This is a genomic window from Rhizobium mongolense USDA 1844 (assembly GCF_000419765.1).
Taxonomy (GTDB): domain Bacteria; phylum Pseudomonadota; class Alphaproteobacteria; order Rhizobiales; family Rhizobiaceae; genus Rhizobium; species Rhizobium mongolense.
The window spans coordinates 249,372-268,029 of record NZ_ATTQ01000007.1 but is presented as its reverse complement, the minus strand read 5'-3'; the positions used below and the strand labels follow the sequence as shown (position 1 = coordinate 268,029).

14 protein-coding genes are annotated in these 18,658 nt (G+C 60.0%); 10 read left to right on the top strand and 4 right to left on the bottom strand.

Going from position 1 to position 18,658, the window contains the following annotated elements:
* Window positions 1-274 precede the first annotated feature (274 nt).
* Window positions 275-3,061: a DNA gyrase subunit A gene (gyrA, locus tag A3C3_RS38525; RefSeq protein ID WP_022715588.1), complete on the bottom strand. Its 2,787-nt coding sequence runs from the start codon at window positions 3,059-3,061 to the stop codon at window positions 275-277.
* Window positions 3,062-3,287: 226 nt separating this feature from the next.
* Here gyrA and A3C3_RS0115940 point away from each other — a divergent pair, with 226 nt between their 5' ends.
* The 3 genes from A3C3_RS0115940 to chrA all read left to right on the top strand — a co-directional run bounded on the left by A3C3_RS0115940 (window position 3,288) and on the right by chrA (window position 6,286).
* Window positions 3,288-3,920 carry a MarC family protein gene (locus A3C3_RS0115940; RefSeq protein ID WP_022715587.1) on the top strand — a complete coding sequence of 211 codons (633 nt, stop codon included), beginning with the start codon at window positions 3,288-3,290 and terminating at the stop codon, window positions 3,918-3,920.
* A 142-nt stretch (window positions 3,921-4,062) separates the two neighbouring features.
* Window positions 4,063-4,878, top strand: coding sequence for a chromate resistance protein ChrB domain-containing protein (locus A3C3_RS0115935; RefSeq protein WP_022715586.1), 816 nt, complete (start codon window positions 4,063-4,065; stop codon window positions 4,876-4,878).
* Between the two features lie 13 nt (window positions 4,879-4,891).
* On the top strand, window positions 4,892-6,286 hold the full coding sequence (gene chrA / locus A3C3_RS0115930; RefSeq protein ID WP_051154479.1) for a chromate efflux transporter: 1,395 nt from the start codon (window positions 4,892-4,894) through the stop codon (window positions 6,284-6,286).
* Between the two features lie 100 nt (window positions 6,287-6,386).
* On the opposite strand, the gene A3C3_RS0115925 is transcribed toward chrA, so the two are convergent.
* Window positions 6,387-6,905, bottom strand: a complete 519-nt coding sequence (locus A3C3_RS0115925; RefSeq protein WP_022715584.1) for a single-stranded DNA-binding protein — start codon at window positions 6,903-6,905, stop codon at window positions 6,387-6,389.
* A 250-nt stretch (window positions 6,906-7,155) separates the two neighbouring features.
* On the opposite strand from A3C3_RS0115925, the gene uvrA reads away from it, so the two are divergent.
* Window positions 7,156-10,080: an excinuclease ABC subunit UvrA gene (gene uvrA, locus A3C3_RS0115920; RefSeq protein WP_022715583.1), complete on the top strand. Its 2,925-nt coding sequence runs from the start codon at window positions 7,156-7,158 to the stop codon at window positions 10,078-10,080.
* Between the two features lie 46 nt (window positions 10,081-10,126).
* A complete protein-coding gene (locus A3C3_RS0115915) occupies window positions 10,127-10,933 on the top strand; it encodes a DUF72 domain-containing protein (protein WP_022715582.1) in 807 nt (268 codons plus the stop codon).
* 8 nt (window positions 10,934-10,941) lie between these two features.
* Here the strand turns inward: A3C3_RS0115915 and A3C3_RS0115910 are convergent, their stop codons facing one another.
* Complete coding sequence (locus A3C3_RS0115910) at window positions 10,942-12,417, bottom strand: bifunctional ADP-dependent NAD(P)H-hydrate dehydratase/NAD(P)H-hydrate epimerase (protein ID WP_022715581.1); 1,476 nt, start codon at window positions 12,415-12,417, stop codon at window positions 10,942-10,944.
* A gap of 345 nt (window positions 12,418-12,762) precedes the next feature.
* Between A3C3_RS0115910 and A3C3_RS0115905 the strand changes: the two genes are divergently transcribed.
* The 3 genes from A3C3_RS0115905 (at window position 12,763) to hspQ (ending at window position 15,050) form a co-directional block, all read left to right on the top strand.
* Window positions 12,763-13,101 (top strand): P-II family nitrogen regulator, encoded by a 339-nt coding sequence (locus tag A3C3_RS0115905; protein WP_003539626.1) that lies wholly within the window; start codon window positions 12,763-12,765, stop codon window positions 13,099-13,101.
* A 59-nt stretch (window positions 13,102-13,160) separates the two neighbouring features.
* Window positions 13,161-14,570 carry a type I glutamate--ammonia ligase gene (glnA, locus tag A3C3_RS0115900; protein ID WP_022715580.1) on the top strand — a complete coding sequence of 470 codons (1,410 nt, stop codon included), beginning with the start codon at window positions 13,161-13,163 and terminating at the stop codon, window positions 14,568-14,570.
* A gap of 150 nt (window positions 14,571-14,720) precedes the next feature.
* Window positions 14,721-15,050, top strand: coding sequence for a heat shock protein HspQ (gene hspQ / locus A3C3_RS0115895; protein ID WP_022715579.1), 330 nt, complete (start codon window positions 14,721-14,723; stop codon window positions 15,048-15,050).
* A 115-nt stretch (window positions 15,051-15,165) separates the two neighbouring features.
* On the opposite strand, the gene A3C3_RS0115890 is transcribed toward hspQ, so the two are convergent.
* A complete protein-coding gene (locus A3C3_RS0115890; RefSeq protein WP_022715578.1) occupies window positions 15,166-15,813 on the bottom strand; it encodes an invasion associated locus B family protein in 648 nt (215 codons plus the stop codon).
* 271 nt (window positions 15,814-16,084) lie between these two features.
* Between A3C3_RS0115890 and A3C3_RS0115885 the strand changes: the two genes are divergently transcribed.
* Together A3C3_RS0115885 and A3C3_RS0115880 are read left to right on the top strand one after the other, a co-directional pair.
* Window positions 16,085-17,887 (top strand): extracellular solute-binding protein, encoded by a 1,803-nt coding sequence (locus A3C3_RS0115885; RefSeq protein WP_028739693.1) that lies wholly within the window; start codon window positions 16,085-16,087, stop codon window positions 17,885-17,887.
* 97 nt (window positions 17,888-17,984) lie between these two features.
* Window positions 17,985-18,656: a DsbA family oxidoreductase gene (locus tag A3C3_RS0115880; protein ID WP_022715576.1), complete on the top strand. Its 672-nt coding sequence runs from the start codon at window positions 17,985-17,987 to the stop codon at window positions 18,654-18,656.
* The last annotated feature ends 2 nt before the right edge of the window (window positions 18,657-18,658 follow it).

The window sequence follows — 18,658 nt, the reverse complement described above, 5'->3', positions numbered from 1 at the left end:
TTCAAACCCATGCGGGAAACGCGCGATCAGCTCGCCGCGCGGTGGCCTCTGATCGTCCTGCAGCACCGCGAACGACACCACGGTTTCCTCATTGCCGGCAATTTTGCGGATCGTGCCTACTGCTTTGACGACATCCGAAAAAGTGTGGGCTGAAACGATCGTAGCGCGACGTTTCGACGAGAATGCCGTCGGAGCTTTCCGAAACGATCGGATCAGCGCAAAAAAGAACCGGGCGGCAGGGGCCGCCCGGTTCTCAACCAAAGCCTGGTTTGAATTATTCTTCCCTTGCAGGAGGCGCCTCGCCGCTTTCGATCGGCGTTTCGTTGACGATCTCGCCAACCTCCTCGCCGTCATCTTCCGGCTCGCTGATGCGCTCGACGGAGACGACCTTTTCATCCTTGGCGGTCGAGAAGATCGTCACGCCCTTGGTGGCGCGGCTGGCGATGCGGATGCCGCCGACCGGGACGCGGATCAGCTGCCCGCCATCCGAGACCAGCATGATCTGGTCGCCCTCGTCGACCGGGAATGCGGCGACGAGTTCGCCGATCTCGCTCGTCTTGGAGGTATCGGTGGCGCGAATGCCCTTGCCGCCGCGGCCGGAGATGCGGAAGTCGTAGGAAGACGACCGCTTGCCGAAGCCCTTCTGCGATACTGTCAGCACGAATTGTTCGCGTGCCTTCAGTTCCTCGTAGCGCTCGTCTGTCAGTAGTCCCTCTTCGGTGACTTCCTCGCCGACCAAGGCGATATCCTCCTCGTCGACGCCGGTGGCGCGGCGTTCAACAGCGGAACGCTTGAGGTAGGCAGCACGCTCCCAAGGTTCGGCATCGACATGGCCGACGATGGTCATCGAGATGATGCGGTCGCGGTTGCCGAGGTTGATGCCGCGCACGCCGATCGAATTGCGGCCCGCAAAGACACGGACATCATCGACCTGGAAGCGGATGCACTGGCCGAGCGCCGTCGTCAACAGAACATCGTCATGTTCAGTGCAGGTCTCGACGGAGAGGATTTCATCGCCCTCCTCCTCGAGCTTCATGGCGATCTTGCCGTTACGGTTCACCTGGACAAAATCTGACAGCTTGTTGCGGCGAACGGTGCCGCGTGTCGTCGAGAACATGACGTCGAGGCTTTCCCAGCTCTCCTCGTCCTCCGGCAAAGGCAGGATCGTGGTGATGCGTTCGCCAGGTGCCAGCGGCAGCATGTTGATCAGCGCCTTGCCCCGAGAGGTCGGGGTGCCGATCGGCAGCCGCCAGACCTTTTCCTTGTAGACGATGCCACGCGAGGAGAAGAAGAGGACCGGCGTGTGGGTATTCACCACGAATAGCCGGCTAACGAAATCTTCGTCGCGCGTCGTCATGCCGGAGCGGCCCTTGCCGCCGCGGCGCTGGGCGCGATAGGTCGTCAGCGGCACGCGCTTGATGTAGCCGAGGTGCGAAACGGTAACGACCATGTCCTCGCGGGCAATAAGGTCCTCGTCGTCCATTTCGAGGCCGCCGTCGACGATCTCGGTGCGGCGCGGTGTGCCGAATTCGTCGCGAACCGATGTCAGCTCGTCTTTGACGATCGTCTGGATGCGGAAGCGGGACGACAGGATATCGAGATAATCCTTGATCTCGTCGCCGATCTTGTTGAGTTCGTCGCCGATTTCATCGCGGCCGAGCGCTGTCAGGCGGGCAAGACGGAGCTCGAGGATTGCCCGCGCCTGCTCTTCCGAGAGGTTATAGGTCATATCCTCGTTGATACGATGGCGCGGATCATCGATGAGGCGGATCAGGCTTTCAACATCTTCCGCGGGCCAGCGGCGCGTCATCAGCTCTTCGCGCGCGGACTGCGGATCGGGCGCCTGGCGGATGACGCGGATCACTTCATCGATATTGGCGACCGCAATCGCGAGACCCACCAAGACATGCGCACGTTCGCGCGCCTTGCGAAGAAGGAATTTCGTTCTCCGACTAACGACCTCCTCGCGGAAAAAGACGAAAGCACGGAGCATATCGAGCAGGTTCATCTGTTCCGGCTTGCCGCCGTTCAGCGCCACCATGTTGCAGCCGAAGGAGGTCTGCAGCGGCGTGTAGCGATAAAGCTGGTTCAGGATGACTTCGGCATTGGCATCGCGTTTCAGCTCGATGACGACGCGATAGCCCTGGCGGTCGGATTCGTCGCGGAGATCGGAGATGCCCTCGATGCGCTTTTCGCGCACCAGCTCAGCCATCTTCTCGATCATCGTCGCCTTGTTCACCTGATACGGGATCTCGGTGATGATGATCTGCTCGCGGTCGCCTCGCATCGGCTCGATCGCGGCAACGCCGCGCATGATCACGGAACCACGGCCGGTTTCATAAGCCGAGCGGATGCCGGCGCGGCCAAGGATTTTCGCACCAGTCGGAAAATCCGGACCGGGAATGATCTGCATGAGCTCCGGCAGTTCGATCGCCGGATCATCGATCAGCGCGATGCAGCCGTTGATGACTTCGGTCAGGTTGTGCGGCGGAATATTGGTCGCCATACCGACGGCAATGCCGCCTGCCCCGTTGACCAGAAGGTTCGGGAATTTCGCCGGCACCACGACGGGCTCGGAGAGCGTGCCGTCGTAGTTGTCGCGGAAGTCGACCGTTTCCTTGTCGAGGTCGTCAAGCAGAGAATGGGCCGCCCTTTGTAGACGGCATTCCGTGTAACGTTCGGCCGCCGGCGGGTCGCCGTCGACGGAGCCGAAGTTGCCCTGGCCGTCGATCAGCGGCAGGCGGAGCGACCAATCCTGCGCCATACGGGCGAGCGCGTCGTAGATCGCAGCATTGCCGTGCGGATGGTATTTACCCATCACGTCACCGGTGACGCGGGCGCATTTGACGTATTTCTTGTTCCAGTCGATGCCGAGCTCGGACATCCCATAGAGGATGCGCCGGTGCACAGGCTTGAGGCCGTCGCGCACGTCCGGAAGCGCGCGGCTGACGATGACGCTCATCGCGTAATCGAGATAGGACCGCTGCATTTCCTCCATGATGGAGATGGGCTCGATGCCTGGCGGGAGCTTCCCGCCACCTGGGGGTGTTTGTTCAGTCAAAACAGATCACGATCTCTTTGTAGAATCACTGAAAGATTTATAGCGGAAAGCCTTGCCCGGCGCCAATTTGAGCCGGGGTTTTGAACAGACTTTGCGGCGGAAGGGCGGCAATCCGGCGATTTCGACGGCTTTTAGCGCCGCCCCACCGCCGGTCATTTGCCAAATGAAAAACCTCGCTCCACAATCGCGAATAAATCGAGCCTTCATATGGCGTTTCGGAGAGACGATGGCAAGCGCCGACCAATTGATCAACGCCTTCACGACGCTGCTCGTCACAATCGATCCTCCCGGACTTGTGCCGATCTTTCTGGGACTGACCACCGGCATGAGCCGCAGCCAGCGCAAGCAGGTAGCGCTGCGCAGCTCCGTCATCGCTTTCATCATCCTCGCCATCTTTGCGCTGTTCGGCGCAAGCGTGCTCGGGGTGCTCGGCATTTCCATCGGCGCCTTCCGCATCGCCGGCGGGCTGCTGCTTTTCTGGATCGCCTTCGAAATGGTGTTCGAGAGACGGCAGGACCGCAAGGAAAAGACCAGCGAAGTGGCGATCACCAAGGATCACATCCAGAATATCGCGGTCTTTCCGCTCGCCCTTCCTCTCATTGCCGGTCCCGGCGCGATCTCGGCGACAATCCTGCTTGCGGGCTCGCTGCCGACCTCCGTCGAGCGGGCGCAGCTTCTCATCGTCATTGCCGGCAATCTTCTCTTGATGCTGGCGGCGCTGCTGATCGCCGACCGCCTCGACCGCTTCCTCGGCGTGACCGGCCGGGCGATCCTCACCCGCCTGCTCGGCGTCATCCTGGCGGCACTTGCAGCACAGTTCGTCGTGGACGGCGTGAAGGCGGCGATGGCTGTCAGTTGAAAAGTGCGCCGCCGCAAGGCACACCAACAGCGCTTGACTTCCCGCGGGCCTGCAGCACATGATTGGGTCTGGGGTCGCGATCACCCCACGAGGCGACAGCTGAAGTATCGCGTCCGATAACCCGCACAACGGAGGACGCGTCATGCCGTCATTTCTAGAAATTTCATCCGACAAGCTCAACCGCATCATCGGAACGCCGAATGCGCCCGTCATTATCGACGTCCGCACGGCCGAGGATTTTTCCGCCGACCCACGGCTCGTGCCGGGGTCGGTCCGGCGTCGTCACACCGATGTCAGCGAATGGAGCCACGAGGTTGCCGGCACGGCTGTCATCGTGTGCCAGAGGGGGCAAAAGCTCAGTCATGGCGTGGCCGCTTATCTTCGCCATTTCGGAACGGACGCGGAAGTTCTCGAAGGGGGATTCGAGGCGTGGCTGCAGGCCGGTGGCCAGGCGGTGCCCTATGTCAAGCTGCCGGCACGCGACCCGCGGGGCCGTACGGTCTGGGTGACGCGGGCCCGTCCCAAGATCGACCGGATCGCCTGCCCCTGGCTGATCAAGCGTTTCGTCGATCCCAATGCCGTCTTCCTGTTCGTTCCGGCATCGGAAGTATCGGCCGTCGCCGACCGTTTCGGCGCGACGCCTTTCGATATCGAAGACGTTTTCTGGAGCCATCGCGGCGAACGCTGCACCTTCGACGTGATGATCGAGGAATTCAATCTCACTTCCAAACCACTGCTGCATCTCGCCACCATTATTCGCGGCGCTGATACTGCCAGGCTCGATCTCGCGCCGGAAGCCGCCGGTCTGCTCGCCGCTTCGCTCGGGCTTTCGCGCATGTTCACTGATGACCTGCAGCAACTCGACGCCGGTCTGACGCTCTATGACGCGTTTTACCGCTGGTGCCGCGACGCCACTGACGAGACCCATAATTGGCCCAACCCGAGGCGGGCGCAGTGATGTGGTCGAAATAATGGATATGGAACGGGACGCCCCGGCGAGCTGCGATATTGTCCCTCTTGGTGAGGCGGCGAAAGTGTGGGCAAGGGTTGCGGCGCTCAGTTTCGGTGGACCGGCGGGACAGATCGCCGTCATGCACCGCATCGTCGTCGACGAAAAACGATGGATCGGCGAACATCGCTTTCTGCATGCGCTCAACTACTGCATGCTGCTTCCGGGGCCAGAGGCCCATCAGTTGGCGATCTATATCGGCTGGCTGCTCAACAGGACGATTGGCGGCCTGATCGCCGGAGCTCTGTTCGTGCTTCCGGGCTTCATCTCAATCCTTGGGCTGAGCTACGTGTATGCCGCCTATGGAAACGTAAGCTTTATTGCCGGCCTGTTCTTCGGCCTGAAAGCGGCGGTGCTGGCGGTCGTGCTGCAGGCGGTGTTCCGGATCGGAAGCAGAGCGCTTAAAAACAACGTGATGATAGGCATCGCTTCCGCCGCCTTCATCGCAATCTTCTTCCTCCACGTCCCGTTCCCGCTGATCATCATCACAGCTGGCATCGTTGGCTTCCTCGCCGGCCGCGCGGGATCGCCCTTGTTCGAGGTGGGCGGCGGACACAAAGGCGGTTCAGGCGATATCCTCGAAGATCGCGATTCCCTCCTCGGCGAAGATACACCGCTCCACGCCCGGCCGAACCTCGCCTGGTCGCTGCGAGTGTCCGGCAGCCTTGCGGCTGCCTGGCTTGTGCCAGTCGCATTGTTACTGGTGACAGTGGGATCCGGCAGTGTCTTCTCGCAGGTCGGGCTGTTCTTCAGCCAAATGGCTGTCGTGACATTCGGCGGCGCTTACGCGGTCCTTGCCTATGTCGCTCAGGAAGCGGTCCAGCATTTCGGATGGCTGAAACCGGGCGAAATGCTGGATGGTCTCGGCATGGCCGAGACAACCCCGGGACCGTTGATCAGCGTCGTCCAGTTCGTCGGCTTCATGGCCGCCTATAGGAACCCTGGGTCGCTCGATCCAATGCTTGCTGCCACACTTGCCGCCGTCCTGACGACATGGGTGACCTTCATTCCGAGCTTCCTCTGGATCTTCCTCGGAGCGCCGTTCATCGAAAGGCTGCGCGGCGACCCTGCGCTGACCGGAGCGATGTCAGCCATCACGGCTGCCGTCGTTGGCGTGATCTTGAACCTTGCGATCTGGTTCGGCGTCCATGTCCTTTTTTCCGACGTGCGCACTGCCTCTTGGGGACCGGTTTCAATCGATGTCCCGGTTCCAGCCTCGCTCATCTGGCCGTCGCTGGTACTAACGGTGTTTGCCGCCTTGGCGATCTTTCACCTGAAGCTTTCGGTGATTGCGACATTGGCGATTTCTGCTGCAATCGGCGTCGCGTGGACCATTCTGACAGTTCCGGCGCAATGACGCCGTAACCGCCGGAACATCGTTCGCGCCGAACGCTTCTGCTGAGAAACTCCAATAAAAAACCGCTGACAAGCAGCGGTTCTTAAAGAGGTGCTTCTTCTCAGAACGGGATGTCGTCATCGAGATCGCGCGAGAAATTCCCGCCGCCACCGCTGCTGCGACCGGACGGCTGCGCCGGGGCGCCGTAATCGTCTCCGTAATTGCCGCCACCACCGAAATCATTGCTGCTGCCGCGTCCGCCGCCGGCACTCGCACCGCCGCCTTCGCCGCGGCCGTCGAGCATCGTCAGCGTCGAATTGAACCCCTGTAGCACGACTTCCGTCGAATAGCGGTCGTTGCCGTTCTGGTCCTGCCATTTGCGGGTCTGGAGCTGGCCTTCGATATAGAGCTTGGCGCCCTTCTTCACATATTGCTCGACAACCTTGCAGAGACCTTCGTTGAAAACGACGACGGTGTGCCACTCGGTTTTTTCGCGGCGCTCGCCGGAATTGCGGTCACGCCACGTCTCGGACGTCGCGATGCGAAGATTGGCAATCGGGCGGCCATCCTGCGTCCTGCGGATTTCGGGGTCTGCGCCCACGTTTCCGATCAGAATTACCTTGTTCACGCTGCCAGCCATACTTCTCACCTTACTGCCGCCCTGCCCGGCGGCGCTTGAAACAATCGCTGTATCTTAAACTATAGAGCCCCGACCATGCGCGTCCATCGCCGGTTCATCCACAAGGAATTTTGTTCTTTATTTGTTCTAGTTTATAGCTATGATCCTGTCAACAGAATCGAAAACCTCGCAACAGATGGATATTCAGCCTCGACTCGCCCGGCGGCATCACTAAATAAGGGGCTTACTCCAGCACAGAAGCAAAATTACGATGAGTGAACTTAAGACGATTTCCATCCGCGGCGCGCGCGAGCACAACCTCAAGGGCATCGACCTCGACCTGCCGCGCAACAAACTCATCGTCATGACCGGCCTTTCCGGGTCCGGCAAGTCGTCGCTCGCCTTTGACACGATCTATGCCGAAGGCCAGCGCCGCTATGTCGAAAGCCTTTCGGCCTATGCCCGCCAGTTCCTGGAGATGATGCAGAAGCCGGATGTCGACCAGATCGACGGCCTGTCGCCGGCCATCTCGATCGAGCAGAAAACAACCTCGCGCAATCCTCGTTCGACGGTCGGCACGGTCACCGAAATCTATGACTACATGCGCCTGCTCTTTGCGCGTGTCGGCGTTCCCTATTCGCCGGCAACCGGTCTGCCGATCGAGAGCCAGACCGTCAGCCAGATGGTCGACCGTGTGCTGGAATTCGAGGAAGGCACGCGTCTTTATATTCTGGCGCCGATCGTGCGCGGCCGTAAGGGCGAATACAAGAAGGAACTGGCGGAGCTCATGAAGAAGGGCTTCCAGCGCGTCAAAGTCGACGGCCAGTTCTACGAGATCGCCGATGTTCCGGCGCTCGACAAGAAATACAAGCATGACATCGACGTCGTCGTAGACCGCATCGTCGTGCGTCCCGACATGGCGTCTAGGCTTGCCGACAGCTTCGAGACCTCCCTGAAGCTCGCCGAAGGGCTCGCCATCGCAGAATTTGCCGACAAGCCGCTGCCCCCGGAGGAAACGTCTGCGGGTGGGTCCGCCAACAAATCGCTCAACGAGACACATGAGCGCGTGCTGTTCTCGGAAAAATTCGCCTGCCCCGTTTCCGGCTTCACCATTCCGGAGATCGAACCGCGGCTCTTTTCGTTCAACAATCCGGCCGGTGCCTGCCCGACCTGTGACGGCCTTGGCGCGCAGCAGAAGATCGACGCGGCGCTGATCATCCCCGAACCGGAGCGAACGCTGCGCGACGGCGCCATCGCGCCGTGGGCAAAGTCGAGTTCCCCTTACTATAATCAGACGCTGGAAGCGCTCGGCAAACATTACGGCTTCAAGCTCGGCAACCGCTGGAACGATCTGCCGGAAAAAGCGCAGGACGTCATCCTGAACGGCACGGACGAGAAGATCGAGTTCCACTATGCCGACGGCGCACGCTCCTACACCACGCATAAGAGCTTCGAAGGCATCATCACCAATCTTGAACGCCGCTGGAAGGAAACCGATTCCGCCTGGGCGCGCGAAGAGATCGAGCGCTTCATGTCTGCAGCCCCCTGCCCGGCCTGCAACGGCTTTCGCCTGAAGCCGGAAACACTGGCAGTGAAGATCAACAAGCTGCATATCGGCCAGGTCACCGATATGTCGATCCGTGTGGCACGCGACTGGTTCGAGGCGCTTCCCGCAACTTTCTCGGCCAAGCAGAATGAGATCGCAGTCCGCATCCTGAAGGAAATCCGCGACCGCCTGCGCTTCCTGAACGACGTCGGCCTCGAATATCTCAGCCTGTCGCGGAATTCCGGCACATTGTCGGGCGGCGAAAGCCAGCGCATCCGTCTTGCCTCGCAGATCGGCTCGGGCCTGACGGGCGTGCTCTACGTTCTCGACGAGCCGTCGATCGGCCTGCACCAACGCGACAATGCGCGGTTGCTCGACACGCTGAAGCACCTGCGCGATATCGGCAATACGGTGATCGTCGTCGAGCATGACGAGGACGCGATCCTGACGGCCGACGATGTCGTCGACATCGGTCCGGCAGCCGGCGTGCATGGCGGCCAGATCGTGGCACACGGCACGCCGCAGGACATCATGGCGAACTCGAGATCGCTAACCGGCAAGTATCTCTCCGGCGAACTCGGCGTGCCGGTGCCCGACGAACGGCGCAAGCCGAAAAAAGGCCGCGAGATCAAGGTGGTCGGCGCGCGCGGCAATAATCTGAAGAACATCACCGCCTCCATCCCGCTGGGTGTCTTCACGGCCGTGACGGGCGTTTCGGGGGGCGGCAAATCCACCTTCCTGGTGGAGACGCTCTACAAATCGGCCGCACGTCGCGTGATGGGCGCGCGCGAAATTCCGGCCGATCATGATCGCATCGACGGCTTCGAGCACATCGACAAGGTAATCGATATCGACCAATCGCCGATCGGCCGCACGCCGCGTTCGAACCCGGCAACCTACACCGGCGCATTTACGCCAATTCGCGACTGGTTCGCCGGCCTGCCGGAGGCGAAAGCGCGCGGCTACCAGCCGGGGCGATTCTCCTTCAACGTCAAAGGCGGGCGCTGCGAAGCCTGCCAGGGGGACGGCGTCATCAAGATTGAAATGCACTTCCTGCCAGACGTCTACGTCACCTGCGATGTCTGCCATGGAAAGCGCTACAATCGCGAGACCCTGGACGTGACCTTCAAGGGCAAGTCGATTTCGGACGTGCTCGACATGACGGTCGAGGAAGGTGTGGAGTTCTTCAGCGCCGTGCCGGGGGTACGCGACAAGCTGCAATCGCTATTTGATGTCGGCCTTGGCTACATCAAGGTCGGCCAGCAGGCAAACACGCTTTCGGGTGGCGAGGCCCAGCGCGTCAAGCTAGCCAAGGAACTGTCGAAGCGCTCGACGGGCCGGACTCTCTACATCCTCGACGAACCGACGACCGGCCTGCACTTCCATGACGTCGCCAAGCTGCTCGAAATGCTGCACGAGCTGGTGAACCAGGGCAATTCCGTCGTGGTGATCGAGCACAATCTCGAAGTCATCAAGACGGCCGACTGGGTACTCGATTTCGGCCCGGAAGGCGGCGACGGCGGCGGCGAGATCGTTGCGGCGGGCACGCCGGAAGCGATCGTCAAGGAGCCGCGTTCCTATACCGGTCAGTTCCTGAAGGAACTGCTGGAGCGCCGGCCGGTGAAGAAGACGTTTGTGGCAGCGGAATAGGCGTGTCGGAAGAGCTCTGGCGACGGCGGAACAACGGGAGGAACACATGAGCAAATCCGGCAGCATCCGCGTCGGCGTCGGCGGCTGGACTTTCGAGCCCTGGCGCGACCACTTCTACCCATCCGATCTCAAGCAGAAGGATGAGCTGCATTATGCCAGCCGGCAGTTGAAGGTTATCGAGGTTAACGGCACCTATTACAGTTCGCAGAAGCCGGAGACCTTCGCCAAATGGGCATCCGACGTGCCGGAGGGTTTCATCTTTTCGCTAAAGGCCAGCCGCTTCGTCACGAACCGGCGCGTGCTCGGCGAGGCGGGCGAATCCATGGAGCGTTTCCTGACGCAGGGGCTGACCGAGCTTGGCGGCAAGCTCGGTCCGATCCTCTGGCAGCTCGCGCCGACCAAAAAGTTCGATGCCGAGGATTTCGAAGCGTTCTTGAAGCTCTTGCCGGCCCAGCAGGACGGCCTGCCTTTGCGGCATGTGGTTGAGGTGCGCCACGATTCCTTCAAGGTTCCGGAATTCATCGCGCTGCTGGCTAAATACGGCGTGGCGCCGGTCTGCGCCGAGCACTTCGACTATCCGATGATCGCCGACGTCACGGCGGATTTCGTCTATGCCCGGCTGCAGAAGGGTTCGGACGACATCAAGACCTGCTACGCTCCCAAGGACCTGAAGGCCTGGGCCAAGCGCCTCGAGACATGGGCTGAAGGCAAGGTGCCGGATGATCTGCCGCTGATCGACAAGGAGCGGAAGGTCAAGAGCGATCCCCGTGACGTTTTTGCCTTTATGATCCACGAAGGCAAGGTCAATGCACCGTTCGGCGCGATCGCGCTCCAGGAAGAGGTCGGGAAATAGCAGCCGGCCTAGAACGGCTGCACATGGGCCACGAGATCTTCGGCCGTCAGGCCCTTGCCGGCGCGCTGCCCGGCTTCGCCATGGAGATAGACGCCGAATGCAGCAGCCTCGAATGCGGGCAAACCCTGCGCCAGAAGCGCCCCGATCACGCCGGAAAGGACATCGCCTGAGCCAGCGGTCGCAAGCCAGGCCGGTGCGTTCGTGTTGATCAGAGCCCGGCCATCCGGCGATGCGATAACGGTATCGGCGCCCTTGTAGACGATCGCAGCATTGGCGCGCAGTGCAGCTGCCCGCGCCTTGTCGACTTTGCTGAGCCTCTTGTCTGCCGCGATGTCCGGAAAGAGGCGTGCGAACTCGCCTTCGTGCGGCGTCAGCACGAGATGCGGCTCGCCTTCCGCAAAGAGGTTGAAAACCTCTCGCGGATCGTCCTTGAACGACGTAATGCCGTCTGCGTCGAGCACGAGATGGCGGCCGCTGAGCGCGGCGGTGAAGTCTCTTGTTTTTGCACCGATCCCGAAGCCCGGTCCGAGGACGAAAGTCTGCAGGCGCTCGTCGGCGAGCCAGTCGCGCAAGGCCACCCCGTCATCGACGACATGCAGCATGACAGCCGTCAAATGGCCGCTGTTTTCAGCCATCGCGTCGCTCGGCGCGGCGATGGTTACGAGACCGGCCCCGGCTTTCAGCCCGGCCATCGCAGACATCCGCGCAGCACCTGTTTTACCCGCGCCGCCTGAGAAAACAGCAAGGTGTCCGCGCTTGTATTTATGCGTCTCCAGTTTCGCAGACGACAGCAGGTGCGCCCATTTGGCCGGAGTGTTTTCGGCAATCATGCCGGACGAATGAGCCTTGATGATGCGCGCCGGGATGCCGATGTCGGCAACCTCGACGCTGCCGCAAAGCTCCCTGCCCGGCATTAGCAAGTGGCCGGGTTTGCGGGTCATGAACGTGACCGTGTGAGCCGCCTTGAATGCCGCACCTAGCACCTCGCCGCTGCGGCCGTCGAGCCCGGATGGCAAGTCGACGGAAATGACGGGAACCGCAGCGCCGGTCACCTGCTCGATGACGGAACGCACCTGCGGCGGCACATCCCGTCCGAGCCCCGCCCCGAAGAGCGCATCAACAACAACATCGCCCGGCCTCGGGATATAGACATTGAGCGGCTGCGAGGCGAGCGCGCATTCGGCCTTTGCCCGCGCGGCATCGCCGTGAAGCCTTGCCGGGTCGCCGAGATGGAAGACGGCAACCTCGGCGCCGCTTTCCGCAAGGCGACGGGCCGCGACATATCCGTCGCCGCCATTGTTGCCGGGGCCGCAGAGAACGGCGAAGCGCAGTGCGCCGGGATACAGCCGAAGCGCGGCACCCGCGACGGCCGCCCCCGCGCTCCACATCAGCCCGAAAGAGGCAATGCCCGATTCGGCCGCGGCGGCATCGACGGCAGCCATTTCTGCAGGCGTAAGGAGTAGGTCACCCAGTTTTTCTGCCATGCGCCATTCAATTCAAAAAGCGCCTAAAAAACAACCTGATTTACGATCTGCTATGCAGCTTAAATTTAAGTCATTTGCCTAATTTAAGGGCGCCTGAGGTGTGACGGATCCATTAAGAGCCGCTCGGCATATTTCCTGCTTTTGCGCGATTTTTGAATTTCCGATAGCAATCCCAACCTGTTTTGCTGGAAAAAATGCCTCAAAAAGCGCCGCGAAGCCGCGAATTCGGGGGGAATTGACATATTTTTCCGCTCTCCGGCGTTGCGAACTGGCACGATACCTGCATCATGTCTCGCGAGCGGCAATTTGCCCGCTTTAACGGGAGAAGCGGAGAGTCATTTTCTCATGAAAAAGATCGAAGCGATCATTAAGCCTTTCAAGCTGGACGAGGTGAAGGAAGCCCTTCAGGAAGTCGGCCTGCAGGGTATCACTGTCACGGAAGCAAAGGGCTTCGGTCGCCAGAAAGGCCATACGGAACTTTACCGCGGCGCTGAATATGTCGTCGACTTTCTGCCCAAGGTGAAGGTCGAGGTCGTGCTCGCCGACGAGAATGCGGAAGCCGTCATCGACGCGATCCGCAAGGCCGCGCAGACCGGCCGGATCGGAGACGGGAAGATCTTCGTATCCAACGTCGAAGAAGTTATTCGAATCCGTACCGGCGAGACCGGCATCGACGCTATATAAGGCGGCTCGCCCGACGCGGCGAATTTATTCATCGTCATTGCAAATGAAAGGGAGATTTCATGGCGACCGCGAACGAAATTCTTAAGCAGATCAAAGAAAACGACGTCAAGTTCGTCGATCTGCGCTTTACCGACCCCAAGGGCAAACTTCAGCATGTCACGATGGACGTTTCCTGCGTCGATGAGGATATGTTCGCAGACGGCGTCATGTTCGACGGTTCCTCGATCGGCGGCTGGAAGGCCATCAACGAGTCCGACATGGTCCTGATGCCGGACACGGAAACGGTTCACATGGACCCGTTCTTCGCCCAGTCCACCATGGTCATTGTCTGCGATATTCTCGACCCCGTTTCGGGCGAAGCCTATAACCGCGATCCGCGCGGCACGGCAAAGAAGGCTGAGGCCTACCTCAAGGCATCCGGCATCGGCGACACGATCTTCGTTGGTCCGGAAGCTGAATTCTTTGTCTTCGACGATGTGAAATACAAGGCCGATCCCTACAATACCGGCTTCAAGCTCGACAGCAGCGAACTGCCGTCGAACGACGACACCGACTACGAGACCGGCAACCTCGGCCACCGTCCGCGCGTCAAGGGCGGTTACTTCCCGGTTCCGCCGGTCGACAGCGCGCAGGACATGCGCTCGGAAATGCTGACGGTGCTTGCCGAAATGGGCGTCGTCGTCGAGAAGCACCACCATGAAGTGGCCGCTGCCCAACACGAACTGGGCATCAAGTTCGACACGCTCGTCCGCAACGCCGACAAGATGCAGATCTACAAGTACGTCGTGCACCAGGTTGCCAACGCCTACGGCAAGACTGCAACCTTCATGCCGAAGCCGATCTTCGGCGACAATGGCTCGGGCATGCACGTGCACCAGTCGATCTGGAAGGGCGGAAAGCCGACCTTTGCCGGTGACGAATATGCCGGCCTTTCCGAAACCTGCCTCTATTACATCGGCGGCATCATCAAGCATGCCAAGGCGATCAACGCCTTCACCAATCCGTCGACCAATTCCTACAAGCGTCTCGTTCCGGGCTACGAAGCACCGGTGCTGCTTGCCTATTCGGCCCGCAACCGCTCGGCCTCCTGCCGCATTCCGTTCGGCTCCAACCCGAAGGCAAAGCGCGTCGAGGTCCGCTTCCCCGATCCGACCGCCAACCCGTATCTCGCTTTCGCCGCCATGCTGATGGCCGGTCTCGATGGCATCAAAAACAAGATCCATCCCGGCAAGGCCATGGACAAGGATCTGTACGATCTGCCGCCGAAGGAATTGAAGAAGATCCCGACGGTTTGCGGTTCGTTGCGTGAGGCCCTCGAAAGCCTCGACAAGGACCGCAAGTTCCTGACGGCCGGCGGTGTCTTCGACGACGATCAGATCGACGCCTTCATCGAGCTGAAGATGGCAGAGGTGATGCGCTTCGAGATGACCCCGCATCCGGTCGAATACGATATGTACTATTCGGCTTGATCGCTGAGCGGAAGGCTCCGGTTCCGCCCGAGCCTTCCTTCCTTGTCACTGAGGCTGATGGCGACATGACACTCATGTGACGAAGACCCGCAAAAATCTTGATTTGAGCGGGCCCAATCACCAGATCAGGTGATGAAAGGAAGTCGTACCATGAAAGAAAGAGTAGCAAAGTTCAGTATCGGTGAAGTGGTCCGGCACAAGGTTTTTCCGTTTCGCGGCGTCATCTTCGATGTCGATCCGGAATTCGCGAATACGGAAGAATGGTGGAATTCGATCCCTCCCGACGTCCGCCCTGACAAGGACCAGCCCTTCTACCACCTGCTCGCGGAAAATGACGAAAACGAATATGTCGCTTACGTCTCCGAGCAGAACCTGGTGAATGACGAAAGCGGCATTCCGCTTCGCAATCAGCAGGTTTACCAGATTTTCGATCAAGCGCCGTCTGGCCAGCTCAAACCCAAGATGAGTTTCGCCCACTAAGACGCGCAATCGATTATGATTTTAAACCCCGCTCCGGCGGGGTTTTTTTGCCGTAACAACAAAAACCCGGCGCAGCGGCCGGGTCCTTGTTCATTCTCTTGCGAGCTGGCAGGAATTACTGCGCCTTAGCGGCGTTCTGCGCGTCTTCGAGCTTCTTGCGGGCTTCTTCAGCCTTCTTCTGCATGCTGTCCTGCAGGCTCTTCTGGCTTTCGGCGAGCTTGTTCGGCGAAACGGCTTCGCCATCATAGGCGCCGGTAAAGCCTTCGAGCGAAATCTTGATCGGGTTCGGCGCACGGCGGAAATTGATCGACGTGAAGATCACGTCGCTGCCCTTCTTCAGGCCGGCGATCATCGCATCTGTCAGCGGGATTTCGGCGGTGCACTTGTCCGGCAGGCAGACGGCGTAATCGAGCTTCTGGCCCTTGTTGTTATCGACCTGCATCATAATGCCCGGCGGAATCAGGCGAGCGGTCGGTACGGATACCTGCAGAATCTTGCGGTTAACCTTGCCGGAGATACTGATGAGGCCGACAGCCGTGACGAGCTGGCCGCCGTTGGCGAGGATCAGGTTCTGAACGACGCAGATATCGTTGTCTTCCTGCTTGCTGCAGGTCTTGTACCAGCCAAGGCGTGGCGCGCCGGCGGCCTGTGCGGGTGCGTTTGCATCCTGCGCGAAGGAAGATACCGGGGCCGAAGCGGCGCCGAAAGCTACTGCCAGAACGGACAGAGCTGCCCGCAGTTTCTTATCAGACTTGAACATCATAACGGATTCTGTCTCCTGATACCCATTCGGGACCGCGATCTGCCGTCCTCTCCAACCGGGGTCATTAGGCATTCCACCTCTAAAAACATTAAGGCAAATGCATGTCCCCCAAAACCCGGGACCACCTGTTACATTGAGGTGATCCAGATATCCAGTATTTCTTTGGCAATTTCTGGATGGGCCGAAAGATTTCGGCATGTGAATGTTCGATTTCCTGCCGTGCATGATAGTCTTTGGCCGAATCGTGCCTTTTGCCGGAAAGGATTTGAGCATGCTCCGGGTTGTTTTCCCTCTTGCCTTTACGCTGTTCTGCGGCGCCGTTGCTGCCAGCCCGCTGCATGGTGTCGCCATGCACGGAGAACCCGCCTTGCCCCCGGATTACAAGCATTTTTCCTACGTCAACCCAGACGTGAAAAAAGGCGGCAAGATCACCTACGGCGTCGTCGGCACCTTCGATAATCTCAACCCCTTCATCCTGAAAAGCATGCGGACGACAGCGCGCGGCATGTGGGATCCGGACTATGGCACCCTCGTCTACGAATCGTTGCTGCTGCGCTCCCGGGACGAACCTTTCACTCTTTATGGATTGCTTGCGGAAACCGTCGAATGGGACGAGGACCGCACGTTCATCCAGTTCAATCTCAATCCGAAAGCCAGGTGGTCCGACGGCCAGCCGGTAACGGCCGAGGACGTCATGTTCTCCTTCGAGTTGCTGCGCGACAAAGGACGCGTGCCCTTCGCGAATCGTCTCAATCTTGTCTCCAAGATGGAGAAGATCGGCGAGCGCAGCGTGCGCTTCACCTTCAATGACAAGGCAGACCGCGAAACGCCCATGATCTTTGGGCTTTTTCCAGTCCTGCCCAAGCATGCCATCGATCCCGATACCTTCGACCGGACGTCTCTCGTGCCGCCGCTCGGCTCCGGCCCTTACAAGATCAAGACGGTGAAGCCCGGCGAGAGTATCACCTATGAGCGCGACCCGAACTATTGGGGCAAGGATATCCCCTCCAAGGTCGGCATGGACAATTACGACCAGATCACCGTTCAGTATTTTCTTCAGGACACGACGCTCTTCGAGGCCTTCAAGAAGGGCGATATCGACGTTTATCCCGACGGCAGCCCCGGCCACTGGGCGACGGCCTATAATTTTCCGGCGGTTTCTTCCGGTGCCGTGATCAAGGATACGTTCCAGTCGAAGCTGCCGAGCGGCATGTTCGGCTTTGTCTTCAACACGCGACGGCCGCTATTCGCAAACATCAAGGTCCGGGAGGGACTCTCGCTGATCTTCGACTTCGAATGGGCGAACAAGACGCTCTATTCCGGTGCTTACAAGCGTACGCAGAGCTTCTGGCAGAATTCGAAGCTTTCGAGCTTCGGCGTTCCGGCCGACGCCCGCGAACTCGACATGCTGGGCCCGATCAAAGACAAGATCGACCCTGCCATCCTCGACGGCACCTACAAGCTGCCTGTGACCGATGCTTCCGGACGCGACCGCACTGTGCTGAAAAAGGCAGTGCAGGTGCTGAAGGAAGGCGGCTACTCGATCCAGAGCGGCAAGATGGCGGACGCAAACGGCAAGCCGCTTGTCTTCGAGATCATGACGCAGAATGCCGATCAGGAAAAACTTGCGATCGCCTTTCAGCGTTCGCTCCAAACCCTGGGCATTGGCGCTTCGGTCCGCACAGTGGACGATTCGCAATATCAGAGCCGGACCAATAGTTTCGACTATGATGTTATCCTAAAATCTTATGTGTCGTCGCTCTCGCCCGGCAACGAGCAGCTGTCCTACTGGTCCTCGGCTGCGCGCGACCGCGAGGGCAGTTCAAGTTTCGCGGGCGTTGCCGACCCGAATGTCGATACGTCGATCAAGCATATTCTTACCGCGCGCTCCGACGAGGATTTCACCGCCGCCGTCAGGTCGTATGACCGATTGCTTCTTTCCGGCCATTATGTACTGCCTCTCTACCATATCGACCGGCAATGGATCGCACGCAACAAGCGACTCGGCCGTCCCGACGTCGTGCCGCTTTATGGCTACCAGCTTCCGGCCTGGTGGGATCAGAGCGTGCAATAAGCCTGCCGGAGCTGGTTCCTTTTTCCTGCCTGGTTGAAGTCGGACGCGTCAGGGCATAGATGGCGTGCGAAGCCTCGGACCGATGAAAGGAACCACCATGGAACGCATAACCATCGACGTCGTATCGGATGTCGTCTGCCCCTGGTGCTATCTCGGCAAGGCGCGGCTTGAACTTGCTATCGCAGAAGTGCAGGACGAAGTGGGCGTCGACATCAACTGGAGGCCCTACCGCCTCAATCCCGACTATCCGCCCGAAGGCGTCGATCAGAAGGAAGCGCTGGAGCAGAAGCTGGGCGGCGCCGAGCGCGTCGCGCAGGCCCACAAGATGCTGACCGACTTCGGCCGCGAGGTCGGCATCAATTTCGACTTCGAAGCGATCAAGATCGGGCCGAATACACTCGATGCGCACCGCCTGATCCATTGGGCGATGGTCGAGGACCGCGAGAAGCAGGACCGCGTCGTCAACGCACTCTTCAAGGCGAACTTCGAGGAAGGCAGCAATGTCGGAGACCACGCCGTATTGCTCGACATCGCCGAGCAAGTCGGGCTCGACCGTGCAGTCATCGCCTCCCTGCTTGCTTCGGATGCCGACCGTGACCTGGTGATTGCCGAGATCGAGGCGGCCCAGAAGATGGGTGTCAACGGCGTCCCCTTCTTCATCTTCGACCAGCAATACGCTGTCAGCGGCGCTCAGATGCCGGACGTGCTGGCAGGCGCACTTCGCGACATCGCCAAGGCGAAGGCGGAAGCGCGCGCCGGGCTGAACTGAGC